23 protein-coding genes and 1 tRNA gene are annotated in these 19,856 nt (G+C 72.3%); 14 read left to right on the top strand and 10 right to left on the bottom strand.

Annotation, left to right across the window (positions count from 1 at the left end; all coding sequences use genetic code 11):
* Positions 1 to 53: 53 nt before the first annotated feature.
* A tRNA-Thr gene (locus tag AB0E77_RS21205) sits at positions 54 to 130 on the top strand.
* 410 nt (positions 131 to 540) lie between these two features.
* Here the strand turns inward: AB0E77_RS21205 and AB0E77_RS21200 are convergent.
* A complete protein-coding gene (locus AB0E77_RS21200) occupies positions 541 to 2,223 on the bottom strand; it encodes a bifunctional 3'-5' exonuclease/DNA polymerase (protein ID WP_361572883.1) in 1,683 nt (560 codons plus the stop codon).
* Positions 2,224 to 2,306: 83 nt separating this feature from the next.
* Positions 2,307 to 3,080 (bottom strand): Clp protease N-terminal domain-containing protein, encoded by a 774-nt coding sequence (locus tag AB0E77_RS21195; RefSeq protein WP_361572881.1) that lies wholly within the window; start codon positions 3,078 to 3,080, stop codon positions 2,307 to 2,309.
* 83 nt (positions 3,081 to 3,163) lie between these two features.
* Here AB0E77_RS21195 and AB0E77_RS21190 point away from each other — a divergent pair, with 83 nt between their 5' ends.
* Complete coding sequence (locus tag AB0E77_RS21190; RefSeq protein ID WP_361572879.1) at positions 3,164 to 4,297, top strand: DUF2786 domain-containing protein; 1,134 nt, start codon at positions 3,164 to 3,166, stop codon at positions 4,295 to 4,297.
* Positions 4,298 to 4,322: 25 nt separating this feature from the next.
* Here the strand turns inward: AB0E77_RS21190 and AB0E77_RS21185 are convergent, their stop codons facing one another.
* The 4 genes from AB0E77_RS21185 to rpmB form a co-directional block, all read right to left on the bottom strand.
* Positions 4,323 to 4,859 carry a DUF4232 domain-containing protein gene (locus tag AB0E77_RS21185; RefSeq protein WP_361572877.1) on the bottom strand — a complete coding sequence of 179 codons (537 nt, stop codon included), beginning with the start codon at positions 4,857 to 4,859 and terminating at the stop codon, positions 4,323 to 4,325.
* Between the two features lie 42 nt (positions 4,860 to 4,901).
* Positions 4,902 to 5,366 (bottom strand): hypothetical protein, encoded by a 465-nt coding sequence (locus tag AB0E77_RS21180; RefSeq protein WP_361572957.1) that lies wholly within the window; start codon positions 5,364 to 5,366, stop codon positions 4,902 to 4,904.
* Between the two features lie 179 nt (positions 5,367 to 5,545).
* The gene (gene rpsN / locus AB0E77_RS21175) at positions 5,546 to 5,851 is read right to left on the bottom strand and encodes a 30S ribosomal protein S14 (RefSeq protein ID WP_361572875.1); all 306 of its coding nucleotides are present in this window, start codon (positions 5,849 to 5,851) and stop codon (positions 5,546 to 5,548) included.
* Complete coding sequence (gene rpmB, locus AB0E77_RS21170) at positions 5,851 to 6,087, bottom strand: 50S ribosomal protein L28 (RefSeq protein ID WP_361572873.1); 237 nt, start codon at positions 6,085 to 6,087, stop codon at positions 5,851 to 5,853. The genes rpsN and rpmB overlap by 1 nt, the downstream gene beginning before the upstream one ends.
* 61 nt (positions 6,088 to 6,148) lie before the next feature.
* Here rpmB and rpmG point away from each other — a divergent pair, with 61 nt between their 5' ends.
* The 5 genes from rpmG to AB0E77_RS21145 all read left to right on the top strand — a co-directional run bounded on the left by rpmG (position 6,149) and on the right by AB0E77_RS21145 (position 8,581).
* The gene (gene rpmG / locus AB0E77_RS21165) at positions 6,149 to 6,313 is read left to right on the top strand and encodes a 50S ribosomal protein L33 (protein ID WP_033321692.1); all 165 of its coding nucleotides are present in this window, start codon (positions 6,149 to 6,151) and stop codon (positions 6,311 to 6,313) included.
* A gap of 5 nt (positions 6,314 to 6,318) precedes the next feature.
* A complete protein-coding gene (locus AB0E77_RS21160) occupies positions 6,319 to 6,573 on the top strand; it encodes a type B 50S ribosomal protein L31 (protein ID WP_361572871.1) in 255 nt (84 codons plus the stop codon).
* Positions 6,570 to 7,748: a GTP-binding protein gene (locus AB0E77_RS21155; RefSeq protein ID WP_361572869.1), complete on the top strand. Its 1,179-nt coding sequence runs from the start codon at positions 6,570 to 6,572 to the stop codon at positions 7,746 to 7,748. The genes AB0E77_RS21160 and AB0E77_RS21155 overlap by 4 nt, the downstream gene beginning before the upstream one ends.
* Before the next feature lie 6 nt (positions 7,749 to 7,754).
* Complete coding sequence (rpsR, locus tag AB0E77_RS21150; RefSeq protein ID WP_361572867.1) at positions 7,755 to 7,988, top strand: 30S ribosomal protein S18; 234 nt, start codon at positions 7,755 to 7,757, stop codon at positions 7,986 to 7,988.
* A 323-nt stretch (positions 7,989 to 8,311) separates the two neighbouring features.
* On the top strand, positions 8,312 to 8,581 hold the full coding sequence (locus AB0E77_RS21145) for a DUF397 domain-containing protein (RefSeq protein ID WP_077799099.1): 270 nt from the start codon (positions 8,312 to 8,314) through the stop codon (positions 8,579 to 8,581).
* A 49-nt stretch (positions 8,582 to 8,630) separates the two neighbouring features.
* Here the strand turns inward: AB0E77_RS21145 and AB0E77_RS21140 are convergent, their stop codons facing one another.
* The gene (locus AB0E77_RS21140; protein ID WP_361572865.1) at positions 8,631 to 9,110 is read right to left on the bottom strand and encodes an ATP-binding protein; all 480 of its coding nucleotides are present in this window, start codon (positions 9,108 to 9,110) and stop codon (positions 8,631 to 8,633) included.
* A 377-nt stretch (positions 9,111 to 9,487) separates the two neighbouring features.
* Here AB0E77_RS21140 and AB0E77_RS21135 point away from each other — a divergent pair, with 377 nt between their 5' ends.
* The 5 genes from AB0E77_RS21135 to AB0E77_RS21115 all read left to right on the top strand — a co-directional run bounded on the left by AB0E77_RS21135 (position 9,488) and on the right by AB0E77_RS21115 (position 14,327).
* Positions 9,488 to 10,312 (top strand): helix-turn-helix transcriptional regulator, encoded by an 825-nt coding sequence (locus tag AB0E77_RS21135; protein WP_361572955.1) that lies wholly within the window; start codon positions 9,488 to 9,490, stop codon positions 10,310 to 10,312.
* Positions 10,313 to 10,385: 73 nt separating this feature from the next.
* Positions 10,386 to 11,846: an aldehyde dehydrogenase family protein gene (locus AB0E77_RS21130; protein ID WP_361572863.1), complete on the top strand. Its 1,461-nt coding sequence runs from the start codon at positions 10,386 to 10,388 to the stop codon at positions 11,844 to 11,846.
* Between the two features lie 65 nt (positions 11,847 to 11,911).
* A complete protein-coding gene (locus AB0E77_RS21125) occupies positions 11,912 to 12,553 on the top strand; it encodes a PadR family transcriptional regulator (RefSeq protein ID WP_361572861.1) in 642 nt (213 codons plus the stop codon).
* 74 nt (positions 12,554 to 12,627) lie between these two features.
* Positions 12,628 to 13,569, top strand: coding sequence for an ATP-binding cassette domain-containing protein (locus AB0E77_RS21120; RefSeq protein WP_361572859.1), 942 nt, complete (start codon positions 12,628 to 12,630; stop codon positions 13,567 to 13,569).
* Positions 13,566 to 14,327, top strand: a complete 762-nt coding sequence (locus AB0E77_RS21115; RefSeq protein WP_361572857.1) for an ABC transporter permease — start codon at positions 13,566 to 13,568, stop codon at positions 14,325 to 14,327. Before AB0E77_RS21120 ends, AB0E77_RS21115 begins: the two co-directional genes overlap by 4 nt.
* On the opposite strand, the gene AB0E77_RS21110 is transcribed toward AB0E77_RS21115, so the two are convergent.
* Complete coding sequence (locus tag AB0E77_RS21110; protein WP_361572855.1) at positions 14,317 to 15,759, bottom strand: glutamate decarboxylase; 1,443 nt, start codon at positions 15,757 to 15,759, stop codon at positions 14,317 to 14,319. The genes AB0E77_RS21115 and AB0E77_RS21110 overlap by 11 nt on opposite strands.
* A 99-nt stretch (positions 15,760 to 15,858) precedes the next feature.
* Between AB0E77_RS21110 and AB0E77_RS21105 the strand changes: the two genes are divergently transcribed.
* Complete coding sequence (locus tag AB0E77_RS21105; protein ID WP_361572853.1) at positions 15,859 to 16,620, top strand: MerR family transcriptional regulator; 762 nt, start codon at positions 15,859 to 15,861, stop codon at positions 16,618 to 16,620.
* 15 nt (positions 16,621 to 16,635) lie between these two features.
* On the opposite strand, the gene AB0E77_RS21100 is transcribed toward AB0E77_RS21105, so the two are convergent.
* The gene (locus AB0E77_RS21100; protein WP_361572851.1) at positions 16,636 to 17,001 is read right to left on the bottom strand and encodes a YbjQ family protein; all 366 of its coding nucleotides are present in this window, start codon (positions 16,999 to 17,001) and stop codon (positions 16,636 to 16,638) included.
* 133 nt (positions 17,002 to 17,134) lie between these two features.
* On the opposite strand from AB0E77_RS21100, the gene AB0E77_RS21095 reads away from it, so the two are divergent.
* The gene (locus tag AB0E77_RS21095; RefSeq protein WP_361572849.1) at positions 17,135 to 18,058 is read left to right on the top strand and encodes a VTT domain-containing protein; all 924 of its coding nucleotides are present in this window, start codon (positions 17,135 to 17,137) and stop codon (positions 18,056 to 18,058) included.
* A 27-nt stretch (positions 18,059 to 18,085) separates the two neighbouring features.
* On the opposite strand, the gene AB0E77_RS21090 is transcribed toward AB0E77_RS21095, so the two are convergent.
* Positions 18,086 to 19,795 carry a threonine/serine exporter family protein gene (locus AB0E77_RS21090; protein ID WP_361572847.1) on the bottom strand — a complete coding sequence of 570 codons (1,710 nt, stop codon included), beginning with the start codon at positions 19,793 to 19,795 and terminating at the stop codon, positions 18,086 to 18,088.
* Between the last annotated feature and the right edge of the window lie 61 nt (positions 19,796 to 19,856).

Below are 19,856 nucleotides of genomic sequence, written 5' to 3'. Positions count from 1 at the left end.
GAAACTGTGTAGACTTACCGACGTTGCTGATCGCACCATGGTGCGCACAGCGTGCCGCCTTAGCTCAGATGGCCAGAGCAACGCACTCGTAATGCGTAGGTCTCGGGTTCGAATCCCGAAGGCGGCTCCATCCGAAGCCCAGCTCAGACGTTACCTGAGCTGGGCCTTTTCATTCAGCGGGTGCGACGGCGGCCGCGGGAGCGCTCCGCGCGGGTGTCGGGCGGTCTCACTTCTGTTCTCAGTCGGGCCAGGATCCGGGGCCGGTGGGCTCGGTCCCGCCCGGCACGAGGCGGAACATGCCGAGGTCGGGATCATGTCGGTGGCCAAGGTGGGCCTTGGGCCGAGTGTGACGTTCGACCCGTGGGAGACAGCGGCCTACGGACCGATCCTGGGGTGCACGGTGGGGGCCTACGCCCGCCACGGCGCCATGCGGGGCTGGTGGCTCCGGCAGCTGTGGAATACGGCCTGACACGGTGAGCGGCGACTGATACGGCGACGGGCGCGGCCGGTGAGTCCCGGCCGGTCGGCGCGGCCCCCCGCTCACTTCGCGTCCGCGTAGCACTCCACCACCGCCGTCGTGAACGGGAAGCGGACCGGTGTGCGGCCGAAGGTGAGGTGGCCTGCCAGGTCGGACGCCTCGCGGATGGCCGCGACGACCGTGTCGGCCTCCTCCCGGGGACAGTGCACGATCACCTCGTCGTGCTGGAAGAACACCAGCTCCGCCGCCGATCCCGCCAAGGCCCGCCGCAGCGCGGCCAGCATCAGCAGGGCCCAGTCGGCGGCGCTGCCCTGGACGACGAAGTTGCGGGCGAAGCGGCCGCGCGCACGGGCGTCGGTGGAGGCGTAGCCCGGCACCCACTCCTCGCGGCCGGGGGCGTCCTGGGGCATGCCCGCCTCCTCGGCCGGGTCGTCGTCCGGCGTTCCGGCGGCCGGCGGGCAGGTGCGCCCCAGCCAGGTGCGCACGAGCCTGCCCTCCTCGCCGGCGCGGGCCGCGTCGTCGACGTACGCCACCGCCCTCGGGAAGCGGCGCCGGAGGGCGGCGAGGTTCTTCAGGCCGTCGCCGGAGGTCTGGCCGTACACCGCGCCGAGCACGGCGAGCTTGGCCTGGGCGCGGTCGCCGGAGAAGGCCCGGTCGGACACCGACTGGTAGAGGTCGGTCTCCCGGCCGGCCACCTCCATCAGACCGGGGTCGCGGGAGATCGCCGCGAGGACGCGCGGCTCCATCTGGTCGGCGTCGGCGACGACCAGGCACCAGCCCGGGTCGGCGACGGCGGCCCGCCGGATCACCTTGGGGATCTGCAGCGCGCCCCCGCCGTTGGTCACCCAGCGCCCGGTGACGGTGCCGCCGGCGAGGAACTCGGGGCGGAAGCGGCCGTCGCGCACCCAGTCCTGCAGCCAGGACCACCCGTGGGCGACCCAGATCCGGTACAGCTTCTTGTATGCGAGCAGGGGTTTCACCGCCGGGTGGTCGACCGACTCCAGCTCCCAGCGGCGGGTGGAGGTGACCCTGATTCCGGCCCGGGCGAACGCCTTGACGACGTCGGCGGGCAGGTCCGGCCGCACCCGGTGCCCGAACGCGGCGGAGACCTCCTCCGCCAGCTCGGCCAGGCGGCGCGGTTCGCCCCCGCCCGCATACCGCTCGCCGAGCAGGTCGTGGAGCACCTCGCGGTGCACGTCGGCCCGCCAGGGCAGTCCGGCGCGGTTCATCTCGGCGGCGACCAGCATCCCCGCCGACTCGGCCGCCGTCAGCAGCCGCAGCCGGTCGGGGTGCGCGGACCGGTCGTGGCGGCGCTGCTGCTCGGCGTAGACGGCGAGGAGGTCGTCCAGGGGGACGTGCACGCCCTGCGGTTCGAACAGCGGGGACTGCGCGCCCGGTGCGGCGGACCGCTGCGGCGGGTCGGGCGGTACCGGGCCGCCGCGCAGGCGGGCGAGGGCGGCGGCGGCCGAATGCGGCTGCCCGTATCTCCCCTCGTGGCCGAGGAGGAGGGTCTCGGCGGCCTCGATGTCGTAGCACCGCTCCACTCGCACCCCCGTGGCGAGCAGGCGCGGGTAGATCTCCGCGGTGGAGCGCCAGACCCATCGGGTGACGTCCGGGCGGGCGCGGACGGCCTCGGCGAGGCCGGGCTCCCGCCGCACCGGTCCGGCGGGCAGCCCGTCGGGGCCGAGGGGGGCGACGTCCACGCCACCGTCCTCGGCCACGGCGAGCGCCCACCGGTCGGCCATGCCGCGAGTGTGACAGGAGGGTCTGACAACGGCGTGACCCCGCGCATCGGCCCCGGCTCAGGCGTCCCGCGCATCGGCCCGGCTCAGGCGTCCCCCGCCCCGGCCGCCTCCTTCCCGGGCTCCTCCGCTTCCTCCGCCGCCGTCAGGAACTGGGACACCGTCTCGGTGACGTACCGCTCCACCGCGTCCTTGCCGATGCCGAGGCCGCTCAGCACGCCCTCTCCGTGCTCGTGCTCCAGCAGGGCGAGCAGGATGTGCTCGGTGCCGATGTAGTCGTGGCCGAGGCGCAGGGCCTCGCGGAAGGTGAGTTCCAGGACCTTCTTGGCCGCCGGCCCGTACGGCACCAGCTCCGGGACCTCGTCGGCGGCCGGCGGAAGCGCCGCCTGGGCCGCCTCGCGGACCGCGTCGAGGGGGACGCCCTGCTGGGCGATGGCCTTGGCGGCGAGACCCTCGCGCTCGGTGAGCACGCCGAGGACGAGGTGCTCGGGCAGGCCCTCGGTGGCGCCCGCGGCCACGGCCTCGTTGTGCGCGGCCATCACCGCGTTGCGCGCGCGGGGCGTGTAGCGGCTGAAGCCCTGGCTCGCGTCCAGGTCGGCCGACTCCTTGGGCACGAAACGCTTCTGCGCGGCCTGCCGGGTGACCCCCATGCGCCTGCCGATCTCCGTCCAGGACGCGCCCGAACGCCGGGCCTGGTCCACGAAGTGGCCGATCAGATGGTCCGCCACCTCGCCGAGGTGCTCTCCGGCGATGACGGCGTCCTGGAGCTGTTCGAGCGGCTCCGCGTGCGCCTTCTTGATGGCGTTGATGAGGTCGTCGAGACGTACGGATGACGTGATGCTGCTCGAGTTCGTCGTCATGTGTCAACCGTAGGTTGCGCTCCTGACACTGTCAACCAGTGGTTGACAGTGTCCTGTCGTGGCCGTCGTGGCACCATCACCGGGTGAGCACGTCCAGCACCGTCGACCGCGCCTTCGGGGCAGCCCTGTACGACACCGCCGACACCGCCCTCGACACCGCGGCCTCGCTGCTCGCGGCGGACCCCGCGGCCGATGCCGAACTGGCCCGGCGGGGTGCGGAGTTCGTGGCGACGGCCTGGCGGCGCGGCTGGCAGCCCGCCGACGTCGTACGGATCGTGCGGCGCGAGCTGGACGACGCGCACGTACGGCTGGTGGCCGGGCTGATCCGGGCCCAGGCGCCGCACGACCGTCCGCGCGGCCCCCGCTGGGCCGCGCAGCTCGAAGACCTGCCGGACCCGACGGCGGGGCCCCGCACCGACCGCTTCTCGCACGCCACCGCCGTACTGGAGCTCTACCGCCTGCTGCTGCGCCTGCCCGTGCTGGAGCCGCTGGAGACGGGGGAGCCGCACCGGGAGTCCCGGCCCGAGTCCCGTGCCCTCGCCCGCATCCGCGCGCTGCTCGCCAAGGCGGAGGCGACCGGGTACCCGGAGGAGGCGGAGGCGCTCAGCGCCAAGGCGCAGGAGCTGATGGCCCGGCACAGCGTCGACGAGGCGCTGCTGTCGGCGCACGCGCCCGCGCCGGACGCGCCGGGCGCCTGCCGGATCGGGGTGGAGCCGCCCTACGAGCAGGCCAAGGCGGTGCTGCTGGACGCGGTGGCCGACGCCAACCACTGCCGGGCCGTGTGGAACGAGGCGTTCGGTTTCTCCACCGTCGTCGGCTTCGAGGCCGACCTGGAGGCGGTCGAACTCCTCTACACCTCCCTGCTGGTGCAGGCCGAGACCGCGATGACCAGGGCGGAGGCCGCCCAGCGCGCCGGAGGGCGCAAGCGGACCAAAACCTTCCGTCAGTCGTTCCTCGCGGCCTACGCCCACCGCGCGGGTACCCGCCTGAGAGCCGTCGCCGAGCGCACGGCCGCCGAGACGGGGGCGGCGGACGCCGATCTGCTCCCGGTGCTCGCCTCCCGCGAGGTCGCGGTCACCGACCGCCTGGAGCGGATGTTCCCGGAGACGACCACGACCCGGCTGCGGGGCGTCGACGACGCGGCCGGCTGGACGGAGGGCACCCGCGCGGCCGACCGGGCCCAGGTCGGCCACCGGCGCCCGCTGCCGGGCCGGTAAGCCCCGGTCGGTCGACCGGCCCCGGTCAGTCCCCGGCGCGCTGGAACGCGCTCACGGCGGCGTCCGGCCCCTCGCCCTTCACCGCGACCTCGCCGTACGACCACGGGAAGCGGTGGGTCGTGGCGTCGCCGGGCAGGGCGAACTCCGCCGACCGCACGTCGAGGCCGTCGGCGGACCCGCGCACGTAGGTCAGGGCGAACGTGGCCGTGCCGTCCGCCGCGAGGGTCAGCCGCTGCGCGGTGGCGGCCTCGTCCGCGGGGACCCCGGCAGGGGCGCCGGTGCCGGTGAGGGTCACGGAGGGGAAGCCGTCGAGCGTGCACGCCGGACCGCGGTTGGCGAGGTTCACGGAGACGGTGCCCGTGTCGCCGGCGGCCGGAGCGGGGCTCGCCGCGATCTCCACATCCGTCTCCCCGATCCGGCAGGCGGCGGGGCCGCGGGCGCCGGTGCTGCTCTTGCCGCCGCCGTCACCGCCCCCGTCCCCGCCCCCGCTGTCGCAGCCGGCGAGGAGAAGGGCCGCGGTGACGGCGACCGCGGCGAGGGCGGGCGGTCCGGTGGTGCGCATGGCGTGGTTCCTTCGTGCGTGTGGTGCAGGACCGAGTGCGGCTCAGGAGCCCAGACCGGCCGTCGGCAGACCCGGCGGCAGCGAACCGCCCTCGGACTTGGTGTACGTCTCCTCACCGAGGGAGCCCTGCCACTTCACCTTCAGTGACGTCCCGTCGACCGACTCGACCGTTCCGTTCGCCCGGTCGTCGTTGCCGTCGGTGCACTTCAGGCGGAGGGTGCGGGTGCCGGACTCCTCGCCCGCGGTGCCGCTGCACACGGACCCGCCCGTGGCGAAGAGGGCGGCCTTGTCGCCGGTGACCATCAGGGCGACGGCGTTGCCGTCGGTGGTCGTCAGCCAGCTGCCCTCCAGCTCACCGGCCGGGGCGGACGGCGAGGCGCCGCCGGCACCGCCCGTGTCCGCGCTCGCCGAGGCGCTGGGCGCGGCCGAGGGCGCGCCGTCCTTGCCCGAGCCGCCGTCGGAGTCACCGTCGTCGCTGCACGCGGTCAGCGTCAGCGCGCCCACCAGGGCGACGGCCGCGGCGGCCGCCCGGGCGGACCGCCGCGCGCCGCCGCGGACGCCCGCGCGCGCCGCGTCCGCCGCGCTGCCCGCGTCCGCCGTGCTCGCCGTGCTCTCCCCAGTCACCAGTGTCACCGCAAGCTCCAAGCTGTAGCCGGACGGCCGGGTGGCCCCGCGTCAGCGGCAAGCTACCAGGACGACTTGCGAACTCCCGGCAGATGTCCGGCGTGTGCCTGCTCACGCAGATTCACCCGGGACAGGCCGAAGGCGCGGAAGACGCCGCGCGGGCGCCCGTCGATCTGGTCGCGGTTACGTACCCGCGTGGGGCTCGCGTCGCGTGGCTGGGCACGCAACTCCCGCTGGGCCGCACGCCGTTCGGACTCGGTCGAGGACGGCCTGCGGATGATCTCCTTCAGTTCCGCCCGCCGTGCGGCGTACCGCGCGACGGTCAGGCGCCGTTGCTCGTTCTTCGCGACCTTGCTCCTCTTCGCCATCAGACCCGCACCCCCCGCGCGCGGACGCGTGCCACGGCCGCCTCCACGCCGATCGCGTCGACGGTCCTGATCCCCTTCGTGCTCAGCCGCAGCCGCACGTGCCGGCCCTCGCTCGGCAGCCAGTAGCGCTTGGTCTGGATGTTGGGGTCGAAGCGGCGTGAAGTCCGCCGGTGGGAGTGGGAGATGCGGTTGCCGAAGCCCGGCCGGGCCCCGGTGAGCATGCAGTGCGCGGACATGGTGACGTACCTCTCGTCAGACGTCGGTGCTAATGGAATTCATTTTCATTAAGGTACCAGCATGGCACGCAACGAACTCCGCCCGGTCATCAAACTCCGGTCCACCGCCGGGACCGGCTTCACCTACGTGACCCGCAAGAACCGCCGCAACGACCCCGACCGCCTGACGCTGCGCAAGTACGACCCGGTCGTCGGCCGCCACGTCGACTTCCGAGAGGAGCGCTGACCGCCATGCGCGAGGGAATCCACCCGGAGTACCGCCCGGTCGTCTTCCGCGACCGTGCCGCGGGCCACGCCTTCCTCACCCGCTCGACCATGACCTCCGAGCGCACGATCGCCTGGGAGGACGGCCGTACCTACCCGGTGGTGGACGTCGAGATCTCGAACGTCAGCCACCCCTTCTACACCGGCACCGCCCGCGTCCTGGACACCGCCGGACGCGTGGAGCGCTTCGAGCGCCGGTACGGGAAGCGGGGCGGGGCATGAGCCCGTCGCCGGCCCTGCCGGTGGTGATCGTCGCGGGGCTGCACGCGGACGCCCGCCGGGCGGCCGTGGCGCGGCTGCTGGCCGACGTGCCCGGCAGCGTGGTCCTCCACCACGACCTGGCGACGGCCGCCGCGGGCACGGTCGTACGCACCGTCCGGGACGCCACCGGTGTCCTGTCCACCGGTGAGGCGCCCCTCGTCAACGACTGCGCGTGCTGTGCCCTGCGCGAGGACCTCGTCCCCGAGCTGGGACGGCTGGCGGACGCCGGAGGCACCCCGCTGGCCGTGGTCGAGCTGTGGGACTCGGTCGAGCCCAAGGCGATGGCGGAGGTGGTGACGGCCGGCGGCTTCACCGTCACCGGCGTGATCACGGCCGTCGACCCGGCACTGGTCCTGCCGTACCTCGGCAACGGCGACGATCTCGCGGAGGGCGGCCTCGCCGCCGCGGCCACCGATCAGCGCACCGTCGCCGACACCTTCGCACGCCAGTTGGAGTACGCCCCCGTCCTCGCCGTCGCCGACTCCCCGGAGGCCGACGACGAGGATCGCGAGCTGCTGTCCCAGCTGCACCCGACGGCCCGCCGGGTCCCGATCGGCCACGGTGGCCCGGCGGGCGCCCGCCCGTCCGCGCCCGCCTCCTCCGCCCTGGCGCGGGCGGCGTTCGCCGGCTTCGACGTGGAGGCCGCGGCGGCCGCCCAGCACCCCGCCTGCGCGCTGCTGCCCGCGGAGGCCGACGCGCACGGTGTCGCCACCTTCGTCTGGCGCCGGCGCCGCCCCTTCCACCCGGAGCGGCTGTACCAGGCGCTGGAGGACCTGACCTGCGCCGCCGCCCGCAGCCGCGGCCGCTTCTGGCTCGCCGACAAGGCGGACACGCTGCTGCACTGGGACGCCGCGGGCGGGGCCCTGTGCGTGGAGAGCGCGGGCCCGTGGATGGCGTCGCTGCCCGACGCGGCCTGGGAACTGGTCCCGCCCGTGCGGCGCGCCGCCGCCGCGCTGGACTGGCACCCCGAGCACGGCGACCGCTGCCAGCACCTGGTCTTCACGTCGCCGGGACTCGACCGGGACGGACTCGAACGGCTTCTGGAGTCCTGCCTGCTGACCGACGCCGAGTACGCCGCGGGCCACGCCGCCTGGCGACGGCTGCCGCCCGCCTTCGACACCCTCCTGGAGGTCTGACCGCCCATGCCCCGCAAGAGCGACCGCCGGCCCGCCGAGCAGCGCCCCAATCCGCTGGACGCGGCCGGGGTGACGTACATCGACTACAAGGACACCGACCTGCTGCGGAAGTTCCTCTCCGACCGCGGCAAGATCCGCAGCCGCCGCGTCACCCGGGTCTCGGCCCGGCAGCAGCGGCAGCTGGCCAGGGCCGTCAAGAACGCGCGCGAGATGGCGCTGCTGCCCTACGCGACCCGCTGACCGGCGGCGCCCCAGCCGCCCTCCCCGGCGACACCGGGGCCCGTTCCGTCCGACGGGTCCCGGTGTCGTCGCATGCCGTCTCACAGGGTCGTCGGCGCATGTTCTCCGAATACCGGGGCAGACGCGGGAACGACTTCTTCGGAGCGGGCGTCAAAGAGGGCAAGGGCTTTCGGGACGGCGGCCGTCAGCGCTGTAACCGGAGCAACACCGCGCGTGCACGTGCATTTGCTCATGCATCCGCACGTGAACGGGGTTATGATCCGGACCAGTTGACCGCTGCATCAAATGGCCACACCAGCCAGTGCACCACCGGGGAGCGACCTGTGGACCACGACGTGTACGACGTTGACGACGCGTCCGGCGTGTACAACGGCATGGCGGCCACGCAGCTGCACGACGTGGCCTGGCAGAAGAGCCGGCACAGCAACTCGCAGGGCTCCTGCGTGGAGTTCGCGCGGCTGCCGGACGGGGGCGTCGCCGTGCGCAACTCGCGCTTCCCCGACGGTCCCGCGCTCGTCTACACGCGTGCCGAGATCGAGGCCATGCTGCTTGGCGTCAAGGACGGCGAGTTCGATCACCTGATCGCGAGCTGACCGCCCGCGTCGCCGGGGCCGCTCACGCCGCAGGAAATTCGCGGGACGGTCAGTCCGCGGGCTTCTGGAGCCGGAACAGCGCCCAGACGACCTTGCCCCCGAGCGTGCCGGCCATCGGGTGCCAGCCCCAGCTGTCGCTGAAGGAGTCGACGAGGAACAGGCCGCGGCCCGACTCGGCCGAGAAGTCGTCGGTGTCCCGCGCGACCGGACTGTCGTGGCTGGGGTCGCGCACCGCGCACACCAGCCGCTCGCTCCAGCGCATCAGGTGCAGCCGCACGGGGCCGTTCCGGTCGGCCAGTCGCGGGGCGTTCGCCGGCAGGGCGTGGCGCAGGGCGTTGGTGACGAGCTCGGACACGACGAGACAGACGTCGTCGAAACGGTCGCCCATCTCCCAGCCGTCGAGCGTTCTGCGGGTGAACCGCCGGGCCTCGCGCACCGCCTCGTAGCGGGGCGGCAGGGCGCAGGACGCCGCGTTGGAGACGGCCGCGGGGTCGAGTGGCGGAAGGCCCTGCCGTAACGGCTCGAGCATGGTCGATCCATTCGTCCCCATGCGAGGCACTCCCGGGAATTCGCGGTCGTAGCGATGCGGCGCGGTGGTGCGGGACCATGGTTTCGGATGCGTACCCCAGATGCAAGGGCAGATGCACGTGCACGTGACCGAAATGGACCTGCCCGTACCGCTTGTTGGGTAATTTTTCCGCCGTCTTCGCGCCGCCTTCACCTCACAATCCGAGCGCCGGACGTCAACTCCCCGACCGTTCCCGCACGTTCTCTTTGGCTCGATTCCGTTTCCGTAACCGGACGAGTACTGCTCGGAGTGTTTTAGTGGCAGACTTCGGCCCCTGAAGACGGTTGGGGAGGCTGGCGAACGTGAGCGCGGGAGAGCCCGGATCGGTGGTGCGGCGCATGCTGCTCGGATCACAACTCAGGCGACTGCGTGAGACACGGGGGATCACGCGCGAGGCGGCGGGCTACTCGATCCGCGCCTCCGAATCGAAGATCAGCCGGATGGAGCTGGGCCGGGTGAGCTTCAAGACGAGGGACGTCGAGGACCTGCTGACCTTGTACGGCATCACGGACGAACAGGAGCGCGCCTCCCTGCTCTCGCTGGCCAAGGAGGCCAACGTCGCGGGCTGGTGGCACAGCTACAGCGACGTGCTGCCGAGCTGGTTCCCCACCTATGTGGGCCTGGAGGGCGCCGCGTCCTCGATCCGGGTGTACGAGGTGCAGTTCGTGCACGGCCTGCTGCAGACCGAGGAGTACGCCCGCGCGGTCGTCCGGCGCGGCATGAAGGGCGCGAGCGAGGCCGACGTCGAGCGGCGCGTGACGCTGCGCCTGGAGCGGCAGAAGCACCTCGTCGCCGAGAACGCACCCGAGTTCCACATCGTCCTGGACGAGGCCGCGCTGCGCCGCCCGTACGGCGACCGCGCGGTGATGCGCGGGCAGCTCCAGCATCTGATCGACATGTCGGAACGCCCCAATGTGAGGCTTCAGGTCATGCCGTTCGGCTTCGGCGGGCACTCCGGCGAAGGTGGCGCGTTCACGATCCTCAGCTTCCCCGAGTCCGACCTCTCGGACGTCGTGTACCTGGAGCAGCTCACCAGCGCCCTGTACCTGGACAAGCGCGAGGACGTCACCCAGTACGAGACGGCGCTCAAGGAGCTCCAGCACGACAGCCCGGGGCCGGACGAGAGCCGTGACCTACTGCGGGGTCTTCTCCAACTCTCCTGAAACATAAGTACGATGACGTCCCATCAGGCCGCTCGCGGCAGCTGCGGCGGCAGCTAGGGGATTGAGGGATCACATGTCGTCGTACTTCACCGACCTCGCCCAGCAGTACATCGACGGCGAGTGGCGTCCGGGCACCGGCTCCTGGGACATCATCGACTTCAACCCGTACGACGACGAGAAGCTGGCCTCGATCACCATAGCCACCGTCGACGAGGTCGACGCCGCGTACCGGGCGGCCGAGCGCGCGCAGAAGCGGTGGGCGGAGACGAACCCCTACGCGCGTCGCGCGGTGTTCGAGAAGGCGCTGCGCCTCGTGGAGGAGCGCGAGGCGGAGATCAGCGAGGCGATCGTCGCCGAGCTGGGCGGCACCCGCCTGAAGGCCGCCTTCGAGCTGCACCTCGCCAAGGAGTTCCTGCGCGAGGCCGTCCACCTGGCGCTGCGCCCCGAGGGCCGGATCATCCCCTCGCCGGTCGACGGCAAGGAGAACCGGGTCTACCGGGTGCCGGTCGGCGTCGTGGGTGTCATCAGCCCCTTCAACTTCCCCTTCCTGCTCTCCCTGAAGTCGGTCGCCCCCGCCCTCGCCCTGGGCAACGGTGTCGTCCTCAAGCCGCACCAGAACACACCGGTCGTCGGCGGCACCCTGGTGGCGAAGCTCTTCGAGGACGCCGGCCTGCCGGGCGGCCTGCTGAACGTCGTGGTCACCGACATCGCGGAGATCGGCGACGCCTTCCTGGAGCACCCGGTCCCCAAGGTGATCTCCTTCACCGGCTCGGACAAGGTCGGCCGGCACGTGGCCACCGTCTGCGCCGCCCACTTCAAGCGCTCGGTGCTCGAACTGGGCGGCAACAGCGCACTGGTCGTCCTCGACGACGCCGACGTCGACTACGCGGTCGACGCGGCCGTCTTCAGCCGCTTCGTCCACCAGGGCCAGGTCTGCATGGCCGCCAACCGCGTGCTGGTCGACCGCGCGGTGGCCGACGAGTTCACCGAGAAGTTCGTCGCCAAGGTGAAGACCCTCAAGGCCGGCGACCCGAGCGACCCGTCGACCGTCATCGGACCGGTGATCAACTCCTCGCAGGCCGACGCGCTCTCCGGCGTGGTCGAGCAGGCGCTCGCCGAGGGCGCGACCGCCCTGGTGCGCGGCACCACCACCGACAACCTCGTCACGCCGTCGGTCCTGACCGGGCTGCCCGCCGACTCCGCCCTGCTGAAGCAGGAGGTCTTCGGCCCCGTCGCCTTCCTCGTCCCCTTCGACGGCGAGGAGGAGGCCGTACGCCTGGTCAACGACACCCCCTACGGCCTCAGCGGCGCCGTGCACACGGCGGACGTCGAGCGGGGCGTCGCCTTCGCCAAGCGGATCGACACCGGCATGTTCCACGTGAACGACGGCACCGTGCACGACGAGCCGATCGTGCCCTTCGGCGGCGAGAAGCACTCCGGCATCGGCCGGCTGAACGGCGACACCATGCTGGACGCCTTCACCACGCAGAAGTGGATCTCGGTCCAGCACGGGCGCAGCGGCTTCCCGTTCTGAAGCCCGGCTTCCCGTTCCGAGGTCCCGGGCGGGCGGACTCCGGCGCCGGATCTAGGCTGGGCTCCATGTCAGCGATCCGTCTCCTCGTGCTCGGTGCCGTCCGCCAGCACGGGCGGGCCCACGGCTACCAGGTGCGCAACGACCTGGAGTACTGGGGCGCGCACGAGTGGTCCAACGCCAAGCCCGGCTCGATCTACCACGCGCTCAAGCAGATGGCCAAGCAGGGCCTGCTCGTCGCGCACGAGATCGCCCCGTCCACGGCCGGCGGCCCGCCCCGCACGGAGTACGAGATCACCGAGCGGGGCACCGAGGAGTACCTCACCCTGCTCCGCTCCTCTCTGACCGCCTACGACCAGCGGCCGGACGTGCTCACCGCGGCGCTCGGCTTCATGGTCGACCTCCCGCGCGCGGAGGCCCTCGCGCTGCTGGAGGAGCGGGTGCGGAAGATCGAGGAGTGGCGTGCCTCCGTCACCGACTACTACACGCCCGAGGAGGGGCCCGGCCAGCTCGGGCACATCGGCGAGATCATGAACTTCTGGGTCCACTCGGCCGACTCCGGTGCCGAGTGGACCCGGGGTCTGATCGAGCGGATCCGGGGCGGCGCGTACACCTTCGCCGGCGAGGGCGAGCCGTTCGTCGGCGTGCTGGCGGAGGGCCAGGAGAACCCCTTCGCGGCGGGGCGGCCGCACTACGGGGACGCCCGCTAATCAAGTTTGACCAATCGGATCGAGCGCGTTACCTTCTGGTGGTAGTCAAATTTGGCTAGTAGAGGGGGAGTGCAGTGGCCGACGCGGCGATCACCGTCGAAGGGGCACGCAAGAAGTACGGCGGCAGGCACGCGCTGGACGGGCTCGACCTCACGGTCGCCCGCGGCACGGTGCACGGGGTGCTCGGCCCCAACGGCGCGGGCAAGACCACCCTCGTCCGGATCCTGTCCACCCTGCTGCGCCCGGACGCGGGCCGCATCGAGGTGGCCGGGCACGATCCCGTCGCCGAGGCGTACGCCGTACGGCTGCGCATCGGACTGCTCGGCCAGCACGCGGCGCTCGACGAGGAACTGGGCGGCCGGCAGAACCTGGAGATGTTCGGCCGCCTGCACCATCTGGGCGCCCGGCGGGCACGCGCGCGTGCCGGCGAACTGCTCGACCGCTTCGGCCTGGGCGACACCGGACGCAGACCGGTCAGCGCCTACAGCGGCGGCATGCGGCGCCGCCTGGACCTCGCCGCGTCCCTCATCACCGAACCGGAGGTGCTCTTCCTGGACGAGCCGACCACGGGCCTCGACCCGCGCGGCCGCGCCGAGGTGTGGGAGTCGGTCCGCTCCCTGGTCGGCGGCGGTACGACGGTCCTGCTCACCACGCAGTACCTGGAGGAGGCCGACCAGCTCGCCGACCGCATCTCCGTCGTCGACGCCGGCCGGGTCGTCGCCGACGGCACGGCGGACGAGCTCAAGGCCGCCGTCGGCGGCGACCGCATCGACGTCGTCCTGCGCGACGCCGGCCGACTGGGCGCCGCCGTCGCCCTGCTCCCGCTCACCGGCGTCCGCGTCGACCCCGACCGCCGGCTGCTCAGCGCACCGGTCACCGACCGGATGGCGGCGCTCTCCGGCGTCGTACGGGCGCTGGAGGAGGCCGGGGTCGAGGCCGAGGACGTGGCCCTGCGCCGCCCGACCCTGGACGAGGTCTTCCTGCACCTCACCGACCGCACCGAGGAGGCCGCGTGACCGCCTACGCCCTGACCGACTCCTGGACCATGACCCGCCGTGAGCTGGCCCGCTGGGCGCGGCAGCCGGTGACGGTCGTGGTCAACCTCGCCTTCCCGGTCATGCTGCTGCTGATGTTCGGCTACCTGATCGGCGGCGGCCGGGGCGTGCGCGGCGACTACGTCGACTACCTGGTCCCCGGGATGCTCGCGCTCACCATGGCCTTCGGCCTGGAGGGCACGATGATCGCCGTCACCCGGGACCTCGAGAGGGGCGTCGTCGACCGCTTCCGCTCGCTGCCGATGGCCGACGGGGCGGTGCTGGTGGGCCGTTCGGCCGCCGACATGCTCCAGTCGGCCGCGGGGCTCGTGGTGCTGACCGCGGTCGGGTACGCGCTCGGCTGGCGCGCCCACGGCGGCCCCGGCGCGTTCCTGGGGGCGATGGGCCTGCTCCTGCTCCTCCGGTTCGCCATGCTGTGGGTCGGCATCTTCCTGGCCCTGGTGGCGGGCAAGCCGGAACTCGTGCAGGCGGTGCAGATCCTGGTCTGGCCGGTCGGCTTCCTCTCCAACGCCTTCGCCGCACCGGACTCCATGCCCGGCTGGCTGGGCACGGCAGTCCAGTGGAACCCGCTGTCCCAGACCGCCACGGCCGTGCGCGACCTGTTGGGCGGCCCCGGCGGCGAGCCCGGGCACGCCTGGGCGGCCGTCGGCTGGCCGCTGGTCCTGCTCGCGGTGTTCTTCCCGCTGGCGGTGGGGAGGTTCGCGCGCCTCAGCCGTTGAGGACGCTCTGGTGGTGGAACCCGGAGGCCGCGGCCTTGTCGCGGGTCAGCGGATACGGCTGCCGGCGCAGGTCCGGCAGCAGCCGCTCCAGGTCGGCGAGGAGCAGGTCCGCCATGTCCGCCGAGAAGCCGTTGCGGCACACCACGCGCAGCACGGACAGGTCCTCGCGGTGCGGCGGGAAGGTGTACGCGGGCACCAGCCAGCCGCCCTCGCGCAGCCGCCGGGACACGTCGAACACGTCGTACGCCTTTACGTCCTCGGCCGTCGTGAAGGCGAACACCGGCAGCTCGTCGCCGCGCGTCAGCAGCCGGAAGTCGCCGAGCGCCTCCACCCGCTCGGCGATGCCCCGGGCGATGTCCCGCGAGGTCTGCTGCACGGTCCGGTAGCCCTCGCGGCCCAGCCGCAGGAACGTGTAGTACTGCGCGGCCACCTGCGCGCCGGGCCGGGAGAAGTTCAGCGCGAAGGTCGGCATGTCGCCGCCCAGGTAGTTGACCCGGAACACCAGCTCCTCGGGCAGCGCGTCCGCGTCCCGCCACAGCGCCCAGCCGACACCGGGGTAGACGAGCCCGTACTTGTGCCCCGAGGTGTTGATCGAGGCGACCCTCGGCAGCCGGAAGTCCCACACCAGGTCCTCGTCGAGGAACGGCGCGACCATCGCGCCCGACGCCCCGTCGACGTGCACCGGGACGTCGAGGCCGGTCCGCTCCTGGAGGTCGTCCAGGGCGGCGCACAGGTCGGCGATCGGCTCGTAGGACCCGTCGAAGGTGGAGCCGAGGATGCCGACGGCCCCGATCGTGTTCTCGTCGCACAGCTCGGCGGCCGCCTGCGGGTCGAGGTGGAAGCGGTCGCCCTCCATGGGCACCTGCCGGGCCTCCACCTCCCAGAAGTTGCAGAACTTCTCCCAGCAGACCTGCACGTTCACGCCCATCACGAGGTTGGGCCGCGCGGTCGCCGGATAGCGGCCGGCGTTGCGCAGCGCCCACCGCCGCTTCAGCGCCATCCCGGCCAGCATGCACGCCTCGCTCGACCCCGTCGTCGAGCAGCCCACGGCCGCCGACGGGTCGGGCGCGTGCCACAGGTCGGCGAGCATCGCCACGCAGCGCCGCTCCAGCTCGGCGGTGCGCGGATACTCGTCCTTGTCGATCATGTTCTTGTCCCGGCACTCGCTCATCAGCACGCCGGCCTGCGGCTCCATCCACGTGGTGACGAAGGTGGCCAGGTTCAGCCGGGCGTTGCCGTCCAGCATCAGCTCGTCGTGGACCAGCCGGTACGCCGTCATGGGCGGCAGGGGAGTGTCGGGAAGGCGGTGCGTGGGCGGGGCCTCGGTCATACCGCCGGTCGGGTCCGTCTGACCGTAGAAGGGGTTCACGGCGAGCCGGCGCCGGGCGCTGCCCTCGTCCCGGGGCGGCTGGTGACCGTGGTGCAGTGGCATGCGTCCGACGGTAGGTCCGGGCCGGGCGGCACGCATCCGGGCTTGCACCTCACGCGACGTGAGGAGGCAGCGTGGACGGCGTCACAGAAGGGAGCGGAAGTGAGCTACTCCGTGGGACAGGTGGCCGGCTTCGCCGGGGTGACGGTGCGCACCCTGCACCACTACGACGACATCGGCCTGCTGGTACCGAGCGAGCGCAGCCACGCCGGCCACCGGCGCTACGGCGACGCCGACCTCGACCGGCTGCAGCAGATCCTGTTCTACCGGGAGCTGGGCTTCCCGCTCGACGAGGTCGCCGCGCTGCTCGACGACCCGGCCGCGGACCCGCGTGCGCACCTGCGCCGCCAGCACGAGCTGCTGACCGCCCGGATCGAGAAGCTGCAGAAGATGGCGGCGGCCGTGGAGCAGGCCATGGAGGCACGCAGCATGGGCATCAACCTCACGCCCGAGGAGAAGTTCGAGGTCTTCGGCGACTTCGACCCCGACCAGTACGAGGAGGAGGTCAAGGAGCGCTGGGGCGACACCGACGCCTACCGCCAGTCCAAGGAGAAGACCGCCTCGTACACCAAGGAGGACTGGCAGCGCATCCAGGACGAGGCCGACGAGCTCACCCGGCGCTTCGTCGCCCTGATGGACGCCGGTGAGCCCGCCGAGTCCGAGGCGGCCATGGACGTCGCCGAGGACCACCGACAGGGCATCGCCCGCAACCACTACGACTGCGGGTACGAGATGCACACCTGTCTGGGCGAGATGTACGTATCGGACGAACGTTTCACGCGGAACATCGACGCCGCCCGGCCGGGCCTCGCCGCCTACATGCGCGACGCGATCCTCGCCAACGCCGTCCGGCACACCCCCTGAGCGTCGTGGTCCGGGTCACTCCCGGACCACGACCACCGCCGTCCCGTAGGCGCACACCTCGGTGCCCACGTCCGCCGCCTCCGTCACGTCGAAGCGGAACGCCAGCACCGCGTTGGCGCCCCGCGCGCGGGCCTGCTCCACGAGCCGCTCCATGGCCTGGTTGCGCGTCTCGACGAGGGTCTTGGTGAGTCCGCGCAGCTCGCCGCCGACCAGCGACTTCAGCCCGGCGCCGATCTGGCTCCCCAGGTGCCGGGAGCGTACGGTCAGGCCGAAGACCTCCCCGAGCACCTCCTGCACGCGGTGGCCGGGCAGGTCGTTCGCGGTCACGACGAGTACGTCGGGCTGAGGGCCCTGTCCGCCGCCGTATTCTTCAATGCCCATGGTTCACAGGGTTCCCCGGACGGGCGCACAGCGCACCCCATGGACCTCCGTGGAACCTGGGCCCCGACGGCCGCGTTGATACGTTGGGGCAGCCAAGCCCCAGCCCGCCCCCCAGTGCAGGAGCCACAATCCCGTGACCACGCTTGCGCTCGGCCCCGAGTGGCTGAGCCCGGACTACCTGATCGAGACCTTCAGCCTGGCAGGCATCCTGCTGATCGTCTTCGCCGAGTCCGGTCTCTTCGCCTTCCTGCCCGGCGACTCGCTGCTGTTCACGGCGGGTCTGTTCGTCGCCCAGGGGCAGTACATCAGCCAGCCGCTGTGGCTCGTGTGCGCCCTGATCGTGGCCGCCGCCGTCCTCGGCGACCAAGTCGGCTACATGATCGGCAAGTTCTTCGGTCCCAAGCTCTTCAACCGGCCCAACTCCAAGCTCTTCAAGCAGGAGAATCTGGAGAAGGCCCACGAGTTCATGGAGAAGTACGGGCCCAAGGCGATCGTCCTGGCCCGCTTCGTGCCGATCGTGCGCACCTTCGCCCCCATCGTGGCGGGCGCCGGCCGCATGAAGTACCGCACCTTCCTCACGTACAACGTGATCGGTGGCGTGGCCTGGGGCACGGGCGTCACCCTCGCGGGCTACTGGCTCGGCCAGATCGAGTTCATCCGCACCAACGTCGAGGCGATCCTCGTCCTGATCGTCGTGGTCTCGGTGGTCCCGATCGCCATCGAGTACCTGCGCGAGCGCGGGAAGAAGAAGCGCGCCGCGGCGGCACAGCCGACTCCTCCGGCGGCCCAGCAGCACCAGCAGCCCCAGTACCCGGCCATGGACGACGCGACGACCCAGCTCCGCCGCGTGGAGCCGTACCAGCAGCCGCAGCAGCACCAGCACCAGCAGCAGTCCCCGCAGCAGTACGACCAGGGCTACGGCGACCAGGGCTACGGCGACCAGGGGTACGGCCACCAGGGCTACGGCGAGCAGCAGCCGTACGCGCAGCAGTACCCGCAGAACTACGGCGGCCGGCAGCAGTACGGCGACCAGTACCCGTACGACCAGGGCCGCTGACGCCGTCCGAAGGGACGCGGGGCGTTGTCAGAAACCCCGCGTCCGCTTGGCCGCCCGCCGGCCCGCCGCGCTCGCCGCGCCCGGCACCTTCAGGAACAGCCGTGAGATCTCCCCACCGAGGTTGACCCCGATGGCGATGGCCATGGCGAGCGCCACCGCCTTCGACAGCGACAGCAGCCCCGCGTCCACCTCGCTCTGCGCGATCGCCAGCAGACCGAAGTACGTCGCCGAACCGGGCAGCAGCGGCCCGATCGCCGCGGTCGTGTACGGCAGCGCCGACGCGAACCGGTACCGGGACATCAGCTGCCCGAACAGGCCCACCAGCCCGGCAGCCGCGGCCGTGGAGGCCACCGGCGAGATCCCGCCGGTGTAGTGCATGGCACCGTAGACGCACCAGGCGATGCCGCCGTTCAGGGTCACCGCCAGCACGGTGGACCGCTCCTGCTGGAGCAGGATCGCGAAGGCCAGCGACAGCAGCATCGACGCGAAGATCTGCACGACCGGCTGGTCACCGGTGCCCAGCGCGGCGTCCGGGTTGAGCTCGGCGCCCAGCTGGACACCGAAGTACAGCACCACCAGCACCCCGGCGACGATGCTGACGAAGAAGTACATGACCTCCAGCAGACGCGCTGCGGCGGTGATGTAGAAGCCGGTCAGACCGTCCTGCACGCCCGCGACCAGCGCCCGCCCCGGCAGCAGGGCGAACAGGCCACCGGTGATGACCGCGGACGCCTTCACGTCGACGTGCGTCAGCGTCAGCGCGATCCCTATCGCCGCCGGCGGCATCGCGGCCACCGCGAACTGGTAGAACTCCGGCAGTCCGCGCCCCGCGCACAGCCACGCCAGCCGGTCGCCGAGCATCGCGCCGAACAGGGCCGCGAAGAACACGATCACGTCACCGCCGACCAGCAGCGAGGCCGCGCCGGCCAGCGAGCCGCTCGCCACGGTCAGGACCCAGGTCGGGTACGGGTGCCGGTTGCGGCGGATCTCCGCCAGGCGCCGGTAGGCCTCCTCCAGGGAGATGTGCGTGTCCGGGTCGCTGAGGTCGTCCACCAGGTGGAACACGGCCGCGAGCCGCGTGTAGTCGGTGCCCCGGCGGCGCACCGTCCGCGACGCCGTCACCGGGTCCTCGACCAGGGACGGCTGGTGGGAGATCGACAGCAGCGTGAAGGTGACGTTCGGCTCGCAGCGGTCCAGGCCGTAGGAACGGCAGACCGCGAACATCGCCGCCTCCACGTCCTCGGCGCCCTCACCGCCCGCCAGCAGCAGCTCCCCGATACGCAGCGTCAGGTCGAGCACGCGCGGCACGGCGGGGCCGGTGTCGTCGTCGTGGCGCTGCGCGGTCTCCGGCGCGGGCCGCTCGGCCACCGGCATGCGCAGCATCGCCCGCATCCGGTCCTGCCACGGCACGTCCTTGGTCAGACTCACCAGCGGGACACCGCTCGCCGGCGTGAAGGCGGCGGGCGCGGTCCAGGCGCTGTACGTGCTCGGCGTGCTGAACGCCGACCCCTCCGACTCGGCGGCCGGCCCCTGGGGCACGTCCAGGCCCTCCGGAAGCGCGAACTCCGAGGTCGTCTCGGACTCCGATCCGGGAGGGGGCACGGCCAGCCCCTGCGGGATCTCGAACTCCGACGTCGTCGACGACTCGCCGTCGACCGCCGCCGCGACCCCTTGCGGCTGCCGGAAGGCGCTGTGCGCCTCGTCCGACTGCGGCTTGCGGTCCTCCGCCTCCGTCACTTGCGTTGCGCTCCCTGGGTACGACACACCCTCCTGTAGCCCTCAGTATGCGTACCCAAAC

Origin of the sequence: Streptomyces sp. NPDC032940, from assembly GCF_040636935.1 — a bacterium.
Classification (GTDB): Bacteria; Actinomycetota; Actinomycetes; order Streptomycetales; family Streptomycetaceae; genus Streptomyces.
The sequence above is the reverse complement of the archived record's forward strand: the minus strand, read 5'-3'. Positions and strand labels throughout refer to the sequence as shown.